Genomic DNA, 16,864 nt, shown 5'->3' on the forward strand with positions numbered 1-16,864 from the left:
CATGGCCACCATTTATGAGGTGTCAAAACTTGCTGGCGTGTCATTAGCAACCGTCTCAAGAGTGATGAATAATAATGCAAATGTCAGCGATGCAACCCGTGAAAAAGTAACTCGTGCGATGACAGAGTTAGGTTATCGACCAAACTCCATAGCTCAATCGTTAGCATCAAATTGCTCAAATAGCGTGGGATTACTCGTTTCTGAGCTACAGGGTCCTTTTTATGGCCCTATGATGAGTGGGATAGAAACCGCGTTTCGTAAGCAGAGCAAACATGTGATCATCGCCGCAGGTCATAGTGATGAAGAGCGCGAACAACAGGCTATTGAATTTTTAATTAGTCGCAATTGCGATGGTTTAATTTTGCATGTTGAGGCTATTAGTGATGATTACCTAATAGAGCTTAGTAAAGGGAAAACCCCTTTTGTGCTAATCAATCGCTATATTGAAGAATTATCTTCACGTTGTATTATTTTAGACAACGTGAAAGGTGGTTACTTAGCTGCTAAATACGTCTTAGAGCAAGGCCATACTGATATTGCTTATATTAGTGGCCCATTGTGGAAAAAAGATGCCCAAGATCGCTTAGCTGGGCATAAGCAAGCCTTAGCTGAGTATAACCTGAACTTTAATGAGCAATTACTGTATCAAGGTGATTTCATGGAAGACAGCGGTGCTACAGGCTTTCAGCACTTACATAACAATGCGCCTCAATTTACTGCATTGATCTGCGCCAATGATGAAATGGCCACTGGTGCAATGGCCACAGCAAGAGAGTATAAAATTAAATTACCCGAACAATTATCGATTATGGGCTACGATAATGTGTTTTTTACTCGCCATATTTCCCCACCATTGAGCACTATAAATTACCCAATCAGTGCAATGGGTCGCATGGCTGCCGATTGGGTATTGAGCAATGTTTATCACAAAAACACGTCACCATTACAAACTTTATTTGAGCCGGAGTTAATCATCCGCCAATCAGTACTTGCTATCCCTCAATAAGTTGGGTTAACAATGCAAGATTAATTGGTTTTAATAAAACATGCTTAATATTGAGTTGTTCTAGTTGCAACGGTTCAGGCTGCATACCACTGACAATAACACGTGATAACTGAGGGTAATGCAGCTTGATATAAGCTGCTAACTCCAAGCCACTGCCATCCGGTAAATGCATATCTAATAAAACCTTATCAAAGTTGCTATCCGCTTTTAAGATGGCAACACAATGCTCATAACTGGTTGCAATACTTGTTTGTACGCCTAAGCTTTCGAGTAATAATTGGGTTATTTGCGCCGCATCGGCATCATCTTCAACTAATAAAAAACGCATTTTATTTTGCAAACTATCGAGTGCAGGCACAACCTCCTTGGTTTTTTGCGTGTTATTAGCTAAATAGGTTTGCAAGCACAAATACAATAAATTAGCGTCAACAGGCTTGCCTATTACATCATTAAACCCCAAGGCTGTAAGCTCATTATGAATGCCCTTCATCGTTGCGGCGGTAAGCGCAATAATAGCTCCCGTAAACCCAGCCTTTCTGAGCTCAATGGCGGTTTCTTTACCGCCCATCACCGGCATATGGATATCTAAATAAACTATATCGTATGGTTCACCTTGCTGCTGCGCTTTGGCTACTTTATCAAGTGCTTGCTTGCCGTGCTCGGCGTAATCAACTTTCGCTCCAGCAGAGGCAATCATATGCCCTACCAACACCCGCAAATCACGTAAATCGTCAACTACTAACACTCGACCTGTGACCTTACATGGTGCGGTTTTTTGCTGCATATTAGGGGTTAGATCCAACTTTAGTAAATGCCGTTCAACCGCTTGAATATTGCCGGGATATAAAGAAATAGTAAACTCAGAGCCCTTGCCTATTGCCGACTCCAAGGTTATACCGCCTTGCATGCGACTCAATAACTCAGAGCAAATAGCAAGCCCTAAACCAGCACCGCCAACAGAGCGCGATTCAACATCTGCTATTTGTTCAAATGGTTTAAATATCAACGCTTGTTTTTCTGGCGCAATGCCCAACCCTGAATCTTTAATACTAAAAAATAGCATTTCAGTACCATCAACAACTTTTGTCCACGCACGAACAATGATCTCACCTTGCTCAGTAAACTTAATTGCGTTGTTGATTATATTAATTAAAATTTGTCTAAACCGCGTCGCATCAATATTTACCACCAGCGGTAAAGGCTGTAATGATTCAAAACGCAGTGATAAGCCCTTATCAAGCGCAGACACTCGCATCAGAGTAAACACATCAGCCATAAGGCTATCAAGGTTCACATCACTGCAGCTGAGCTCTAATTTATCGGCGGCTATTTTTGATAAGTCGAGCACATCATTCAGCAAGCTTAATAAGTGCTTACCATTTCGATAAATTACACCAAGCTCATTATTAGCATGGTCATTTAGGTCACTTTGCATGAGCAATTCGGTATAACCTAAAATGGAGGATAAAGGTGTGCGTAATTCATGACTCAAATGAGCTAAAAAGCGGTCTTTAGAGCGATTTTCGGCTTCCGCTTTCAACCGTTCGATACGCTCATCTTCAATGTCTCGCCGTGCTAATGCATAGCGAATTGAACGTGCAAAACGGCTACTGCTCATTTCATTTTTAACTAGGTAATCAACTGCGCCTGCATCCAATGCTGCAGAGTCAAGTTCATCATTTGACTGCCCAGTAAGCATAATAATTGGCCCAGTAAAGCCATTTTCGACCGCTTGTTTTAATACAACAAGGCCATCCGATGCGCCTAAACGGTAATCAAGCAGGCAGATATCATGTAAGTTTTGACTTAATAGCTGCACTGCCTGCTTGGGGTCACTGATCCACTCTATATCAAATGTATGGGAATTAAGCTGTTCAAGATAATCGCAGGTAAGTATGTAATCATCTTCATCGTCTTCAACCAATAGCAGCTTAGTTGCCTTATCTAACATAGTGTCTCCAGTGGTTACTTTCTAATCGTTATAGGTACTCGGTAATTCTACAAACTCAACCCAATACTTACCGAGTGTTTTCATCAGGTCAACAAGACCATCAAAGGTCACCGGTTTAGTGATATAAGAGGCGGCGCCCAGGTCATACCCTTTAACCATGTCTTCCTCTTGCTTTGAGGTCGTTAAAATCACCACCGGGATGCCTTTTAAGTTCGGGTTGGCTTTGATTGCTTGCAGTGCTTCTCGCCCATCCATGCGCGGCATATTTAAATCCAATAGAATTAAACTTGGTCGTGGTGATGAATCTCTGTCTTCAAACTTACCTTTACGTTCAAGGTACTCCAACAATTCCACACCATCTTCAACAAAGTGCAATTCATTAAGCACGCGGCTCTCTGTCAACGCATCTTGAGTTAATAAACGATCATCTTCATCATCATCAGCCATTAAAATGGTGATTGGCTTTACTTTAGTGAACGGCATTTAAGCCTCTCCTTGCAATGTGAAAAGTTCACTTTCCACAGGTAGTTTTATGATGAAGGTTGCCCCCTCACCCGTTTCGCTTTGAGCTGTAATAGTGCCGCCATGACGCTCTACAATTCGTCGACATACCGATAAACCTATACCGGTGCCTTTGTATTGTGAGCGTCCGTGTAAGCGCTGAAACGGCACAAAAATTTTGTCCGTATACTCAGCTGAAAACCCAATGCCATTGTCTTTGACTGTAATAACTTGCCATTCTACGTCGGTATTAAGATCTTCACTGAATTGCGTTTGATGTGCGTAATCTATATGAATGACAGGCGCTATTTCTGGCCGCCTAAATTTCACCGCGTTCGAAATTAAATTTAAAAACAGCTGCTCCATCTGACTTGGATCAGCTTGTATTACGGGCATTTGACCAACGTGAACTTGCGCATTTGATTCTTTAATCGCAATCTCCAAATCATTCAAGATTTCATCAAGTACTTTTTGTAAATCGGTATCGACAAAATCTTTGCCGCGGGTAGTCACTCGCGAGAATTCCAATAGGTCATTTATTAAGTTAGACATGCGTTGCGCTGCATTTTTCATTCGCGCTATATAATCAATGCCTTTTTCACCCAGCTCATCTTTGAACATGGTTTCTAAACGATCACTAAAGGCCTGAATCTTACGCAGTGGCTCTTGCAAATCATGACTTGCCACAAAGGCAAACTCTTCAAGTTCACGGTTAGAGCGACTCAATTCATCAGAATATAAAGTTAATTCCTGAGTACGCTCAGTCACTTTCGCCGCCAAAGTTTCATTCTGATACTCCAGCTCTTCACGGTATTTTGCTGAGGTGCGTAAGTTGATCCGTGTTAACACAAACATGCCAATAATTAATAACGCACTCGTCACTGCAGTAATCGCAAATGTGACTTTTGCCTCTTTTTTGATTTGTCCTAACTTTCTAAATTGAGCAAGTTTAAAGGCTGATTCAGCATCTTGAATTTCATCAGCAAGTAAGCGAATTTCCTCGTACAGCTTACGACCTTGGTGAGTCTCTAATAAGTAATGTGCACGACGCTCTTTATCCGCTAAAGCTAAATCGGCGGTTCTGGTTAAGATTGCCACTTTATCATCAACTAAAAACAATAAACGAGCGACTTTATCTGCTTGACCATCGATTTCGGTACGTAAGCCTTTAACTAACTTAGCTTGTGAGTTAAGTTGTAAAACAGCATCGTAATAAGGCGCTAAATACGCCTCATCACCGGTTAGTAAAAAGCCACGTTGCCCTGACTCAGCCTGCACAATAGAAAGGTGAAGCTTTTCAATGGCGGTATTTAGCATCCCAGTATCGTCTAAACGTTGTTGAGTTTGCGTAAGACTTTGAATAGTGTTCATGGCCAAAATAGCATTGCCAACGACAATACATAGCACTACAGCAATAAAGCTAGCCCAGACTACATTGGTTCTACCTTGTTGCTTTTTTTGCTTCATTTACTTTCCCTTAAAAACTGTTTATTCAGTGACATCTGAGTCCGCTATTTTTTGCAAGCTGTCACTGCACTGCTGGCAATTACTAATTATTTTATCTAATGCCGCTAACGCTTTATCTTTAGGCATATCGTTTTCAATTACCAATTTAATTAATTCTGCATTCATTGAGATACGGTTAAGTGGTGCTCGCGCATCATGAACGAGTTTATTTAACGGTTCGTTATTACTCATGTTTCTCCTGCCGAAATTATCTAACTATATTCGCCTATGCCACCGTATGCATTTAAGCGGTTATATAACGTTTTTGTACTGATCCCCAGCATTTGTGCCGCCAGAGTTTTATTGCCTTGTACTTTATCTAACGTGGCATGGATCAACTCTTTTTCAACTTCTTCAATCGTTTGTCCAGCACTGACTTGGTTGACTTGGGTACGCTTATTAATTCGAGAAAATGGCGACTCTAAGTTATCTGGCAGGGTAATAGCCTTACCTTTTGGATCGCTCATAATAAAAGCACGATGAATCGCGTGGCGCAGCTCTCGCACATTTCCCGGCCAATCATAGCTTTCAAGCAATTTTAACTGGCTGGCTTGCCACTGAAAATCAGTATTGTTTTCATCATTTAACTGCTCTAAAAATGCGCTAGCGAGTAGACTGATGTCTTCTTTTCGGTCTCGAAGTGGCGGAATATCAATAGGAAATACCGCTAAACGAAAGTAAATGTCTTCACGGATAATATTATTTTGCGCCAAGTCTTCCAGCGAACGGTTAGTCGCAGAAATAACTCGACAATCAACTGCGCTTTCTTTACTACCACCTACTCGAGTGACTTTTTTAGTTTCCAGCACACGCAGTAAATTCGGCTGCATATCTATAGGCATTTCGGTTACTTCATCTAAAAACAACGTACCGCCCATAGCTTGTTCAAATACGCCGTCTTTGCGGGCAATTGCGCCTGTAAATGCACCTTTTTCATGGCCGAACAACTCACTGCCTATTAGCTCTTTTGAAAGTGCGCCGCAGTTAGTTGCCACTAATGGGCCACTACAGGCACTGGCGTTATGAATCGCCTGTGCCACAACTTCTTTACCAGCACCACTTTCACCCATTAACATCACGTTAGCGCTGGTGTTTGCGACTCGCTCAATCATAGTGTAGAGCCGCTGCATTTGCGGTGACTCACCGATCAAGGTACCAAAATGTTTTTTAATACTCGGCGTTGTTTTTTTCTTAACGGCTACTTTTTTAGGATTTAAAACGCGTTCAATATCTTCACGTTGTAAAGGTTTAACTAAATGGCCAACATTTGGCTCACACATCTCAGCCAATTTACCTTTTACTGAAGGGTGGCCTGAAATAAGCGTTATTTTAGGTTTTTGACCTATACTCTTAAGGTGCTCAACTAAATGTAAGCCGCTGCCGTCTGGCAGCATAAAATCAAGGAAAACGTGGTCAAAGTGATTATTAACAAACCATTGCTCTGCTTCGGCTAAATTTGCCGCGGTGTTGATGTTATGCCCTAAAAACTCAACAATATGACAAACAACCTCACTAAACTCATTGTCATCATCAACTAAAAGTATGTTTAACATGAAAAATCCCTATGCTTTTATTATTACTGAGCCTAACACATTAATCCTTTTATGCTATAGGATTGATTCTTAACCCACAGTTTACGTACGAAAAAATTTTATTGATCACTTTTGCGTTATAATTCTTGAAAATATTTTACAGTTAGGAAAGCTATGCGCTTACTTAAGACTGCTATTCACCCCAGTGTTAATGCCAATGACCCTCGCCAGTTTACTCGCTTAACGGGGCGGGCAATAGCCCTAAATGGAACTGACATTTTATTAATGTACACCGCCCGTTATGAAGATTACAGCCTCCCTGGCGGGGGGATAGATGAAGGTGAAAGTATAGAACAAGGACTCATTCGCGAACTACAAGAAGAAACCGGCGCACAGAATATAAAAATACTTAACGAGTTTGGCCTTTATGAAGAATATCGCCCTTGGTATAAAGATGATTGTGCTGTGATCCATATAAAATCTTACTGCTATTATTGCAGCATTGATGAAAAATTAGGCCAAGCTCAATTAGAACATTATGAGCAACAAAATGGCATGACCGCAAAGTGGGTCAATATTTATGATGCCATTGCCCATAATGAGCGCACGCTGGCAAACAGTGATAAGCAAGGGCTGTCGATCATTCGTGAAACCTACTTATTAAAACAAATAGCCGAACAACTTAAGTAAGCACTGCGAAATTAAAAACATACCGCCCCCTGAAAAACAGCAGTCTAATTTAACCTAGCCAGTGGCGCCTTAATTTAAGTTAAGGCGCTATGACGAATTAATAATAACGATCACCTAATGGTCACATCGCTAAATTATGCATTGTCTGGTGCTAACAGCTTAGTAATTTCAGCAGCGCTCAACGCATCTCTAACAATATATTTTTGCCCACACCATAACGGCGAAAAATCACTTTTACCTTGTGCTTCAGATTTAGCGCGCAATGCACTTAGCGCAATACTGGCAAATGGAAATGCAGGAGCTTGCTGTGGCATAGTGCCAAGCTCGCGCATAATACGGTTTTCAATTCCACGCGCAGCGCGCCCTGAAAAAATCGTTGTCAGTGCAGTGCTATTCACTGGCTGCTGCAAAATAGCGGCGCGGTGCAGCGCTGATGTTGTTGCCTCTTGGCACAACAAATATGCACTGCCAACTTGTACCAAAGCCGCACCAAGTGAGTGCATTTGTTTGACATCCTCAACGGTTGCAATACCACCGGCAGCAATTACAGCTATATTTAGCTCCCGCACACATTGCTCAACCAGCTTAGTCGTTGGCTGCTGTAAACTTAAGTCCATTGATAAAAAGTGCCCTCTGTGGCCGCCTGCTTCTAAACCTTGTGCTATAACAGCATCGGCCCCATTAGCTTCTAGCCACTTAGCTTCATCCACTGTTGTTGCTGTGGAAATAACTTTGCCACCCCAACTTTTAATTTGTTGCACAATTGCTGCAGCTGGTAAACCAAAATGAAAGCTCACTACTGGCGGTTTAAAAGGCGCAATCAGCGCGACAGTGTCTGCATCAATTGGCTGACGTGATGCCGTCATACCTAAGCTTGAATCATCTATACCCAGCTCAATAAAATAGGGCGCAAGCAATTGATGCCACTGTTGTTTTTGCGGTTGTGTGTAGCAGGCCGGTGTATGGCAAAAAAAGTTAAGGTTATAAAGTTTATTAGTTGCTTGGGTCAAAGCGGTGAGCTCACTCAACAATTGCTCTTTAGAGAGCATGGCACAGGGTAATGACCCTAAGCCACCAGCGTTACTCACTGCCGCCGCTAAACGAAAATCTTGCACCCCTGCCATTGGCGCTTGAATGAGTGGTTGTTGAGTATTAAATAAAGATAACGCCATAACTTTCTCCTTGTAACTTTTTCAGCCACCTGCACTTTTTACCGATACAAAAATAATAACTGAATAATAAAAACAATTTCAAAAAACAAAAATTGTTTTATAGCAACAACTTAAAACTGTGAAATCATTTACCGCAGAGTTGGTGTTAGCTTTGCACACTGCTTACTCAATACAAATTGTAAGGAGATAAATGATGACTAACACAGTAACTACGATTAATCCTGCTACTGAGCAAACTATTGCAGACTATACCTTGCTCGACCTAGCACAAGCAAAAAATGAGATAGATAAAAGTCACGAGGCATTTTTACAGTGGCGTATGACCTCGTTTACTGAGCGGGCTAAACATTTAAATCAGTTAGCCGTGATATTTGAGGAAAATAAACAGAGCATAGCTAAATTAATGACCGCAGAAATGGGCAAGGTTTACTCACAAGGCTTTCAGGAAGTTGAACTTTGCGCCGCTATCTGCCGTTATACTGCTGAAAATGGGCCTGCACAATTAGCGGATGAGCAACGCTCAATGGAAACGGGCCGCGCCATCATTTCTTACCAACCGATTGGGGTTTTACTCGGTATTCAGCCTTGGAATTTTCCGCTTTACCAAGTTGTACGTTATGCCGTGACTAACATTATGGCTGGTAATACCGCCGTACTTAAACACGCGGGTAATGTGTTTGGTATGGCTGAGAAAATAGAGCAGATGTTTGCTGATGCCGGTTTCCCAAGCCATGTATTTAAAAATTTACTCATTGATGGCAAAACAGCCAGTGAGCTGATCAGCCACCCAGCAATTCGTGGGATAACCTTTACTGGCAGTGACGGTACGGGTAAAAAAGTGGCCGAACAAGCAGGTAAACAGGTGAAAAAGACCGTTTTAGAGCTGGGTAGTAACGATGCTTACTTAGTGCTTGATGATGCTGATTTAGAATTGGCAATTAAAACTTGTGTGCAAGGTAGGATGATCAATAACGGTCAAACATGCGTTTCAGCAAAACGCTTCGTCGTCGTTGATTCTTTATATGATGAATTTAAAGCCGGTATTATTGAACAATTTAAGGGCCTAAAACTTGGTGATCCAATGGATGAAAATACCGACCTTGGGCCAATGGCACGTGAAGACTTAAGAGATAAGCTACACGATCAGGTACAAAAATCTATTAAAGCTGGTGCTAAAGTTGTTCTCGGTGGCGAAATCCCCACGCAAACAGGTTTTTACTATCCCGCTACCTTAATTGAAAATTTATCACCTGGCATGCCTGCTTATGATGATGAGCTATTTGGTCCTGTTGCTTCACTGATCAAAGCAAAAGATAACGAGGATGCGATGCGCATTGCCAACGACTCCCGCTATGGTTTAGGTGGCGGTATTTTCTCTAAAGATGAAAAACAAGCTGTTGAGCTGGCGAAAAAATACTTTGATACCGGGATGGTCAATATCAATGGTTACGGTCTTGCTCAGCCCAACTTACCTTTTGGTGGCGTTAAAGACAGCGGTTATGGCCGCGAGCATGGCGGTTTTGGTATCCGTGAATTCGTGAATATCAAAACCATAATGATCGCTGATAATAGCTAAGCAGTGGCTTTGTAAAAAGGGCCTTTATTGGCCCTTTTTAAAGGTTGGTACTTGACGCTTATCAACCCGATTCATTTTTAACTGCTCCGCTATTTCAGCCGTATCCTCATCTTTTTTTAACAATGATTGCTGCTCAGCATCTTCATATACTAACTCAGTTAACAAAGCAAAATGATCAGAACCATATTTAGCTAGGCGCTTGATGCGTTTAACCGTAAACCCGGGACTGTGGAATAAGTGATCCAATGGCCAACGCATAAAAAAGTAATCTGCATGAAAAGTATTGAAAAATCCCCTCCCCTTACGAGGGTCTAAAAAACCACTCAGTTTCATAAATAATTGTGTGGTACGTGACCATGCAACATCATTGAGATCCCCCGCAACGATAACTGGCCGAATAGGATCTTTAACGGCTTTGGCAACCATAATAAGCTCGCTATCTCGCGTTCGCGAAGTGTCTTTTTCTGTCGGACTTGGCGGCTCAGGATGAATAAAATGTCCTTGCATTTGCAAGCCATCAGCATTTTCAAACAATATATGAATAGACGGAATATCGTCTGAAACAAGTTCACATACCTGTGATTGGATTATTTTATACTTACTAAACACATGCATGCCATAGCGATTATCTTTCGGGCACGCTATACGATACGGGTAATCATTATGCAGCGCTGCGAGCTGATTTTGCCACCAAGTATCAGTTTCGAGTGTGACCAATAAATCCGGCTGATGCTGTTTTACTAAGCTGATCAATGCCTCACTGTTATGATTAGACATCAACACATTCGCACTCATAATACGAATACTATGGGGAGTATGAGAGTGACTATTTTTTACTTCATGACGAGCAAACCAGCAATAAGGATAAATCCAATAGCCTTGCAGTATTAGCACCAGCACGTTTGCAATTACCAGAACAATAAGTAGTGGTGAACTCATCACTAAAACAGCATAACTGGCGATTAGCAATAAATTAATAAGCGCACCATAACATACTTGTAAACGAATAAAGTCGCCGCCTCGAACCATATAATGCTGGCTATAAGAAAGTGGCAACACGCTGGCGATAAGTAAGATGGTCGAAATAATGGCAAGTAAAATAAGCACTCTTCATTCCTTTTATTTTTTATACAGCTAGCATAACAGTTACGTATGAATCAGTAATGAAAAACAGAAAAAATACATATGTAATCATTAAATTACAAACTCATCGTACCTGATTGCATATTGAGCGTTCTAAAAATGTGCAAAGCAGTGTAAAATTTGCGCATCTAAAAAGGATTTATAAACTCGCTACGGAACCGCTTTGTTCCGTACTTTTTAGGTGCCTTCCACAATGCGCAATCATCGCTACTTTCTACAACATGGCTTTACTTTAGTCGAACTGATGATAGTTATCGCTATTTTAGGCATTTTATATCGCATCGCGATGCCAAACTACACTGAGCATATGCTTAAAAGTCGCCGTGCTAATATCCAACAAATCATGCTCCAAGGCAGTGCCAGCCTAGAACGTCACTATAGTAGAAACGGTCGTTACCCTAACGAATTTGCCACACAAGATACTGAATACTATGAATTTAATTACAAATCAGATAATATAACTTTTGTACTAGAAGCTGTACCTAAAGGGGCACAAACGGCTGATAGTTGCGGTACTTTAATGATTAATCACAGTGGCCAGCAAACAGCTCAAACTGATAACTGTTGGAATGGCTAATGCGTGGTTTTACTTTACTGGAATTAATGATAGTGGTGGCTATTGTCAGTATTATGGCTGTACTTGCAGCGCCCAATTATATGGCGTTTATCAAACATGACCGTCTTGTCACCCATGCGAATCAATTACAGAGTGTCTATAAATACTCACGCAGTGAAGCTATTAAGCGTAACCAAACGGTGATATTACAAGCAAAACCCGAACACTGGCAGGCAAAGACTGATGTCGATGGCGTAACGACCATCTTGCAAGAATTTACGATTCAGCATGCGAGCATTACTATCGATTTGCCGACTTTAAGTGTCTCTGCAACAGGAGAGCTCAACCAAGCTTATCAAATCACAGTAACGGATCAGGATAGCAGTACCATTGATATGCAATTGTGTATTTTCCCAAGTGGACAAAGCTGGCTTAGCGAACAACCGCAAGGTTGTGCTTAATGAGAAACTCAAAAGGCTTTACCCTAATAACAGTATTAATACTCACCTCAATGGCAACTTTAGTAGTATTAAGCTCACTACGTGACACTATTATTCAAGAGCGCCTCAGCGGGAATTATCAAAAGCAGCTTAATGCCCGTTTAATGGCTGAAAAAGGTGTATACGCCAGTATGCAGCAACTCAACCAACAACTACTCAATGATCCAACACAAAACTTAGCTGATTTAGTCAATCAAAATGCGTCTATCAATGGTAGTGGTACACTGGATGCAACCGCTTTTAATGCCAATTTAACCGTGAATAACGATGGCGAATTAGTGATTTCTAGCACGGGTAATCGCTTTGAAGGCGAAGCTAATTTAGAAGCAATTTTTGAATTTGTACAAACACCCGGCAGTACTGGCAGTTCACCATTCTCACCGGGGATCACCGGGTGTTCAGGTATAAGTTTAAGTGGTAGCGGGAAAATTGACAGTTATGATTCTTCGCTCGGCGATTACAACGCCACTCTAAGTGACGGTAGCCAAAATTACAGCGAACAAGCTTTTGTACAAACTTTAGATGGCGATAGCACCATTGTTTTATCAGGTAATGGGAAAATTTTTGGTGATGTGATTGCATCCAACAGCATCAAACTTACTGGCTCTGCAGATATCAGTGGTAACGTGCATTCAAATGGCTATTTAAGCTTACCAAGCAATAGCAAAATTGGTGGCAATGTAACCGCGTATCTCTATTACAGCCAACAAAGTGGCAGCGTCGGTGGCAACATTCAAGCAAATGGTGATATTTCCCTAAAACAAACCTATGTCGCAGGTAATATTACTTCGGGCGCTAACATTGCAATTACAGGTAACACAATTGATGGAAAAGTTCTTAGCCAAGGCGATACCACGCTTAACCAACCGACTATTTTAGGAGGAGTGCAAAGTCACGGTAATTACAGCCAAAAAGGGGGGACAGTCAGTGGTGGAGTAAAAGTCTTAGGCAATGTCGCACTTACCCAATGGGGCAGTACTATCAGCAGTGATGATTTACGTTATCTTGGTAATGGTAGTTTTACAGGCGATACACCAGAGTATTACCTCGCCCCATATAAAGCTTCACCACCACTGGTAATTGATACTATTTCACCAGTGAAGAAAATAGACTTTACTGAAAATGGAGCTGCTAGCGGCACTACAAGTTGCGACCCTCTGGGTATCAACAACGCGATTAATGACTTAGATGATCCATTAAATAATTACCAAGATTTGTTCATTAGTGGCTCTGGCAAAGGTGATCACCTGCAACTTTTCACCAGTAAAGCAGAGTTTCTAGTTGATAATGCAAGTACACCTGATAGTGATATAACAGCAAAATCAACGCGTTTTTTAGATAAGCCAACGGATATTATGTATTTTGATAATATCAGTATCAAAGGTCATTTATCTGTAAAAGAAAACCACCACGCCACCTTATTTGTACAAGGTGACTTTACCATGAGTGGTGCCAGCTCACTGACAATCCCTGAGCAAAGTAGTTTAACGATTATAGTTCTAGGCAAGTTTAATATTGGTGCTGGTACCCAAGTCTATACTCCGACAAATGGCATTACGGCACTAGGGAAACCGGTATTTAGCATATACAGTAACTATTCGGGCAATGACACTGGTGTTAGCTTTTCAGGCGGCACTGAGCAAGCTTACGCAGTTATATACGCACCATTAAGCCATGTTGAAATAACTTCTTCGGTTGGCTTTAAGGGCTCTGTGCTAGGTAATACGGTTAATGTATCTGGTGCTGGCGGCATCCACTACGATACCGCACTTGCTGATGTAAGCGCAGGTGGTGGCAGTACTTCAAGCTCAAGCAGCCACTTGGTATTTAAAGGCTGGCGCTATGCGGTAGAGGAAAATAAAGAATAGCAAATAGTTAACTCTAAATCCCCTCTTCCAACATGGCACTTAATACCGGCTCAAAATTGATAAAATCTCCCGTGTATCATGCACCAAATGAATGATGGTATCGTCGATTTCAATGGTAATACGACCATCACGGTCTATCGGTTTGATAACTCGACCATGACGATAAATGTCATCATCTAATCTATCGCCTTTATGGTATTTTTTTTGCCAACCCGGTGGTAATTGCCCGCCATTATCCACTTTCTTTTGCAGCCCAGGCGGTAAGCTCACTTTGCCTTTATTTTTATCTTTGTCATGGTTATCATTTTTTGCAAATACTACACTGCTGCAAAGTACTAACCCTAGCAAAGCAATTGATGTTAGTGTTTTCATCATTTACTCCTTATCTAATTGCTTAAAGAGTAGCAATAGTTCATAAATTCACCATGAAGTTAACTACCCTATCAATGTTTAATGATGACGAGTCACAATCGAAAGGATCTCTCGGGTATCGTGAACTAAATGGATAAGTTGATCATCAACTTCCAATAAAACTAAACCTTTGCGCTCATGACGCTCTATAACTCGCCCATGGCGGTAAATATCTCGTTCAAGGCGATCACCACGGCGGTACTTTTTGTACCACCCCGGCGGCAAACCATGTCCGTAGCCTACTTTTTTATATAAACCCGGCGGCAGCTTTTTATAATATGCTGATTTATGGTGCGTTTTATAATATTTTTTATGATGTTTCTTACTGTGTTTTTTATGCTCATGACGATGTTCATAACGGTCATGTTCACGCTCGTGCTTAGCACTTGCAGCAAAGGGTAATAAACTCAAGCCTAGTAAAGCCAAAGACAATGGCGTTAAGTTGTTCATAGTTACGTCCAAAATAATCTGTGTGAATAACTAAAGCCTAACAAATCAGCCTTAATCGTAAGTTAACCATAATGTAAATATTGTAAAGACAGTAAGCACTCACATAATCATTCCATTTAGACTGCAACAATAAAACCATCGGCTAAATATAAAGAAATAAAAGCGTGACAGTCCCCTTTGAACTGCTTAAAATATCATCTCTTATCTTATTGGAGTTTGCGCATTAATGAATAACTAACACCTGTTGAAATTCGTTTTATTTTTTGAATTTACAGGGTTAGTGGGCGCAAAATTCGTCATATTTCGACCTATCACAATATAATATTATTCTTTGCGCGCCATGCCCTGCACACTCCAGAGGCATTATGCAGTCATTACACATTCATAATTTAAGCTATCAACACGCTGATGGCCATGTACAATTTAAACAACTTAATTTTGCTGTCAGTGAAAAACTCACTGCAATTATCGGTGCCAACGGCACAGGTAAATCGTTGCTGGCACAAATACTCGCAAAACAACTTGCAGCCACCACTGGCAATGTTGAATTTAACGGCTCTGTTTTACTCGTTTCGCAACAACAACTAACTGCACAACACCTTGAAGAAACGTCAGGTTCTATAGCCCACCAGCTCGGAATTGAACGAAAACTCGCGGCACTTGCGCGCATAGAGCAAGGTAGTTGTCTTGAGACTGATTTTAATCTTGTAAACGATGATTGGCTTTGCGCGCAATACTATCAACAACAACTATTAACCTTGGCTATTGATGCACCATTGACTCAACGCGTGGGAAGTTTAAGTGGCGGTCAGCAACGGCGCTTAACACTTTATTGCGCTTTGCAAGCAGCGCCTGATTTGCTGATTCTAGATGAGCCCACAAATCATTTAGATCATGCTGCAAAGCAGTGGTTAATAGCACAGCTACACGCATTTCAAGGGCATATTATTGTTGTTAGCCACGACCGCGAACTACTCAACCAATGCAATGCAATCATTGAGCTAAACAACCAAGGTGCGACTTACGAAACCGGTAATTACCAGCATTACAGTGAGCAAAAAGCGTTGCAACAAAATGCCCTAGCCAAAAGAATTAATCACCTAGAAAAGGAGCAAAAAAAGCAGCAACTCCAGATGCAACAAAACCGCGAAAAAGCTCAGCAACGGGCGGCACAAGGTAATAAAAATCGCAGCACAGCAAGTCAACCTAAAGTCATGCTAGATTTTAAGAAAAACAGCGCCCAAGCTAGCAAAGGCGCTAGCGAACGTTTAGCCTCAGCTAAGTTAGATTCTTTAGCCAAAAAGCAACAAACCCTGAAACAGCACCTGCCAGATAATATTGAACGAAAGTTAAAATTCAGCCAACCCTCCAGCAATAAACGCTTACTGTTTATTGATAAGCTTTGCTTACCCTATGGTTGCAGTAAAAATCCTGTGACCTTACAAATTAACAGTGGCGATAAATTACGTATTGCAGGGCCAAATGGCTCAGGTAAATCAACGCTTCTAAGGATGATTAGTGAATCCACAAAGTCATGCCTATCAGCGGCAATTCAATTAAACAGTAAGGTGCTTTATATTGACCAACATTGCTCTTTTTTAACCGCTACTGACAACTTAGAAAAGGCGCTAGAGCTACACTGCGAGCTTAAGCCGCAAACAATTCGACATTTACTGGCGAATATTGGCTTTAAGGGCGATGATATATATCGGCAAATACACCAGCTCAGCGGCGGAGAGAAAATGCAATTAGCCATGCTTATTGCTGCGCAAAATGCCGCGAACTATTTACTATTACTCGATGAGCCCGATAATCATTTGGACTTAGCGAACAAGCAACATCTTGCGAAAAACCTCGCTAATTTTACTGGCAGTTTTATATTAGTAAGTCACGATGAAACATTTGTTCAACAATCTAGTTTAACAGCCCAAATTACCTTAAAGTAACGGCGAGAGAACTTTTTCCTTGATTAAGGTTCAAACTCGTCGGATCACTTAATTAT

General features: G+C 41.3%; 16 protein-coding genes. 7 read left to right on the plus strand and 9 right to left on the minus strand.

Going from position 1 to position 16,864, the window contains the following annotated elements:
• The first annotated feature begins 1 nt into the window (after window position 1).
• Entirely contained in the window at window positions 2-1,006 is a 1,005-nt protein-coding gene (locus PHAL_RS0109290; protein WP_016708125.1) for a LacI family DNA-binding transcriptional regulator, read from the plus strand.
• Here the strand turns inward: PHAL_RS0109290 and PHAL_RS0109295 are convergent.
• Genes PHAL_RS0109295 through PHAL_RS0109315 form a run of 5 tightly spaced genes read right to left on the minus strand, consistent with a single transcriptional unit; the run spans window position 993 to window position 6,517 of the window.
• The gene (locus PHAL_RS0109295; RefSeq protein ID WP_016708126.1) at window positions 993-2,957 is read right to left on the minus strand and encodes a response regulator; all 1,965 of its coding nucleotides are present in this window, start codon (window positions 2,955-2,957) and stop codon (window positions 993-995) included. The genes PHAL_RS0109290 and PHAL_RS0109295 overlap by 14 nt on opposite strands.
• A gap of 21 nt (window positions 2,958-2,978) precedes the next feature.
• On the minus strand, window positions 2,979-3,440 hold the full coding sequence (locus PHAL_RS0109300) for a response regulator (protein ID WP_016708127.1): 462 nt from the start codon (window positions 3,438-3,440) through the stop codon (window positions 2,979-2,981).
• Window positions 3,441-4,925, minus strand: a complete 1,485-nt coding sequence (locus PHAL_RS0109305; protein WP_016708128.1) for a sensor histidine kinase — start codon at window positions 4,923-4,925, stop codon at window positions 3,441-3,443.
• A gap of 21 nt (window positions 4,926-4,946) precedes the next feature.
• The gene (locus PHAL_RS0109310) at window positions 4,947-5,156 is read right to left on the minus strand and encodes a hypothetical protein (protein ID WP_016708129.1); all 210 of its coding nucleotides are present in this window, start codon (window positions 5,154-5,156) and stop codon (window positions 4,947-4,949) included.
• A 20-nt stretch (window positions 5,157-5,176) separates the two neighbouring features.
• Entirely contained in the window at window positions 5,177-6,517 is a 1,341-nt protein-coding gene (locus PHAL_RS0109315; protein WP_016708130.1) for a sigma-54-dependent transcriptional regulator, read from the minus strand.
• 153 nt (window positions 6,518-6,670) lie between these two features.
• Between PHAL_RS0109315 and PHAL_RS0109320 the strand changes: the two genes are divergently transcribed.
• Window positions 6,671-7,186: an NUDIX hydrolase gene (locus PHAL_RS0109320; protein WP_016708131.1), complete on the plus strand. Its 516-nt coding sequence runs from the start codon at window positions 6,671-6,673 to the stop codon at window positions 7,184-7,186.
• Window positions 7,187-7,320: 134 nt separating this feature from the next.
• Here PHAL_RS0109320 and PHAL_RS0109325 read toward each other — a convergent pair whose 3' ends face one another.
• Complete coding sequence (locus PHAL_RS0109325; RefSeq protein WP_016708132.1) at window positions 7,321-8,358, minus strand: NAD(P)H-dependent flavin oxidoreductase; 1,038 nt, start codon at window positions 8,356-8,358, stop codon at window positions 7,321-7,323.
• A gap of 193 nt (window positions 8,359-8,551) precedes the next feature.
• Here PHAL_RS0109325 and PHAL_RS0109330 point away from each other — a divergent pair, with 193 nt between their 5' ends.
• The gene (locus PHAL_RS0109330; protein ID WP_016708133.1) at window positions 8,552-9,934 is read left to right on the plus strand and encodes an NAD-dependent succinate-semialdehyde dehydrogenase; all 1,383 of its coding nucleotides are present in this window, start codon (window positions 8,552-8,554) and stop codon (window positions 9,932-9,934) included.
• A 24-nt stretch (window positions 9,935-9,958) separates the two neighbouring features.
• On the opposite strand, the gene PHAL_RS0109335 is transcribed toward PHAL_RS0109330, so the two are convergent.
• Window positions 9,959-11,041: an endonuclease/exonuclease/phosphatase family protein gene (locus PHAL_RS0109335; RefSeq protein WP_016708134.1), complete on the minus strand. Its 1,083-nt coding sequence runs from the start codon at window positions 11,039-11,041 to the stop codon at window positions 9,959-9,961.
• 229 nt (window positions 11,042-11,270) lie between these two features.
• On the opposite strand from PHAL_RS0109335, the gene PHAL_RS24525 reads away from it, so the two are divergent.
• Genes PHAL_RS24525 through PHAL_RS0109350 form a run of 3 tightly spaced genes read left to right on the plus strand, consistent with a single transcriptional unit; the run spans window position 11,271 to window position 14,001 of the window.
• On the plus strand, window positions 11,271-11,654 hold the full coding sequence (locus tag PHAL_RS24525) for a type IV pilin protein (protein ID WP_016708135.1): 384 nt from the start codon (window positions 11,271-11,273) through the stop codon (window positions 11,652-11,654).
• Window positions 11,654-12,094: a GspH/FimT family pseudopilin gene (locus PHAL_RS0109345; RefSeq protein WP_016708136.1), complete on the plus strand. Its 441-nt coding sequence runs from the start codon at window positions 11,654-11,656 to the stop codon at window positions 12,092-12,094. Before PHAL_RS24525 ends, PHAL_RS0109345 begins: the two co-directional genes overlap by 1 nt.
• On the plus strand, window positions 12,094-14,001 hold the full coding sequence (locus PHAL_RS0109350) for a DUF7305 domain-containing protein (RefSeq protein WP_016708137.1): 1,908 nt from the start codon (window positions 12,094-12,096) through the stop codon (window positions 13,999-14,001). The genes PHAL_RS0109345 and PHAL_RS0109350 overlap by 1 nt, the downstream gene beginning before the upstream one ends.
• 39 nt (window positions 14,002-14,040) lie before the next feature.
• Here PHAL_RS0109350 and PHAL_RS0109355 read toward each other — a convergent pair whose 3' ends face one another.
• Window positions 14,041-14,376: a hypothetical protein gene (locus PHAL_RS0109355; protein WP_308700767.1), complete on the minus strand. Its 336-nt coding sequence runs from the start codon at window positions 14,374-14,376 to the stop codon at window positions 14,041-14,043.
• 75 nt (window positions 14,377-14,451) lie between these two features.
• The gene (locus PHAL_RS0109360) at window positions 14,452-14,862 is read right to left on the minus strand and encodes a hypothetical protein (protein WP_016708139.1); all 411 of its coding nucleotides are present in this window, start codon (window positions 14,860-14,862) and stop codon (window positions 14,452-14,454) included.
• 365 nt (window positions 14,863-15,227) lie between these two features.
• On the opposite strand from PHAL_RS0109360, the gene PHAL_RS0109365 reads away from it, so the two are divergent.
• A complete protein-coding gene (locus tag PHAL_RS0109365; RefSeq protein WP_016708140.1) occupies window positions 15,228-16,808 on the plus strand; it encodes an ATP-binding cassette domain-containing protein in 1,581 nt (526 codons plus the stop codon).
• The last annotated feature ends 56 nt before the right edge of the window (window positions 16,809-16,864 follow it).

The organism is Pseudoalteromonas haloplanktis ATCC 14393 (assembly GCF_000238355.1).
In the GTDB taxonomy this organism is placed as follows: Bacteria; Pseudomonadota; Gammaproteobacteria; order Enterobacterales; family Alteromonadaceae; genus Pseudoalteromonas; species Pseudoalteromonas haloplanktis.

Coding starts and splice junctions, on each gene's coding strand:
- PHAL_RS0109290 (WP_016708125.1), top strand. CDS start 2: ATGGCCACCATTTATGAGGTGTCAAAACTTGCTGGCGTGTCATTAGCA.
- PHAL_RS0109295 (WP_016708126.1), bottom strand. CDS start 2,957: ATGTTAGATAAGGCAACTAAGCTGCTATTGGTTGAAGACGATGAAGAT.
- PHAL_RS0109300 (WP_016708127.1), bottom strand. CDS start 3,440: ATGCCGTTCACTAAAGTAAAGCCAATCACCATTTTAATGGCTGATGAT.
- PHAL_RS0109305 (WP_016708128.1), bottom strand. CDS start 4,925: ATGAAGCAAAAAAAGCAACAAGGTAGAACCAATGTAGTCTGGGCTAGC.
- PHAL_RS0109310 (WP_016708129.1), bottom strand. CDS start 5,156: ATGAGTAATAACGAACCGTTAAATAAACTCGTTCATGATGCGCGAGCA.
- PHAL_RS0109315 (WP_016708130.1), bottom strand. CDS start 6,517: ATGTTAAACATACTTTTAGTTGATGATGACAATGAGTTTAGTGAGGTT.
- PHAL_RS0109320 (WP_016708131.1), top strand. CDS start 6,671: ATGCGCTTACTTAAGACTGCTATTCACCCCAGTGTTAATGCCAATGAC.
- PHAL_RS0109325 (WP_016708132.1), bottom strand. CDS start 8,358: ATGGCGTTATCTTTATTTAATACTCAACAACCACTCATTCAAGCGCCA.
- PHAL_RS0109330 (WP_016708133.1), top strand. CDS start 8,552: ATGACTAACACAGTAACTACGATTAATCCTGCTACTGAGCAAACTATT.
- PHAL_RS24525 (WP_016708135.1), top strand. CDS start 11,271: ATGCGCAATCATCGCTACTTTCTACAACATGGCTTTACTTTAGTCGAA.
- PHAL_RS0109345 (WP_016708136.1), top strand. CDS start 11,654: ATGCGTGGTTTTACTTTACTGGAATTAATGATAGTGGTGGCTATTGTC.
- PHAL_RS0109350 (WP_016708137.1), top strand. CDS start 12,094: ATGAGAAACTCAAAAGGCTTTACCCTAATAACAGTATTAATACTCACC.
- PHAL_RS0109355 (WP_308700767.1), bottom strand. CDS start 14,376: ATGATGAAAACACTAACATCAATTGCTTTGCTAGGGTTAGTACTTTGC.
- PHAL_RS0109360 (WP_016708139.1), bottom strand. CDS start 14,862: ATGAACAACTTAACGCCATTGTCTTTGGCTTTACTAGGCTTGAGTTTA.
- PHAL_RS0109365 (WP_016708140.1), top strand. CDS start 15,228: ATGCAGTCATTACACATTCATAATTTAAGCTATCAACACGCTGATGGC.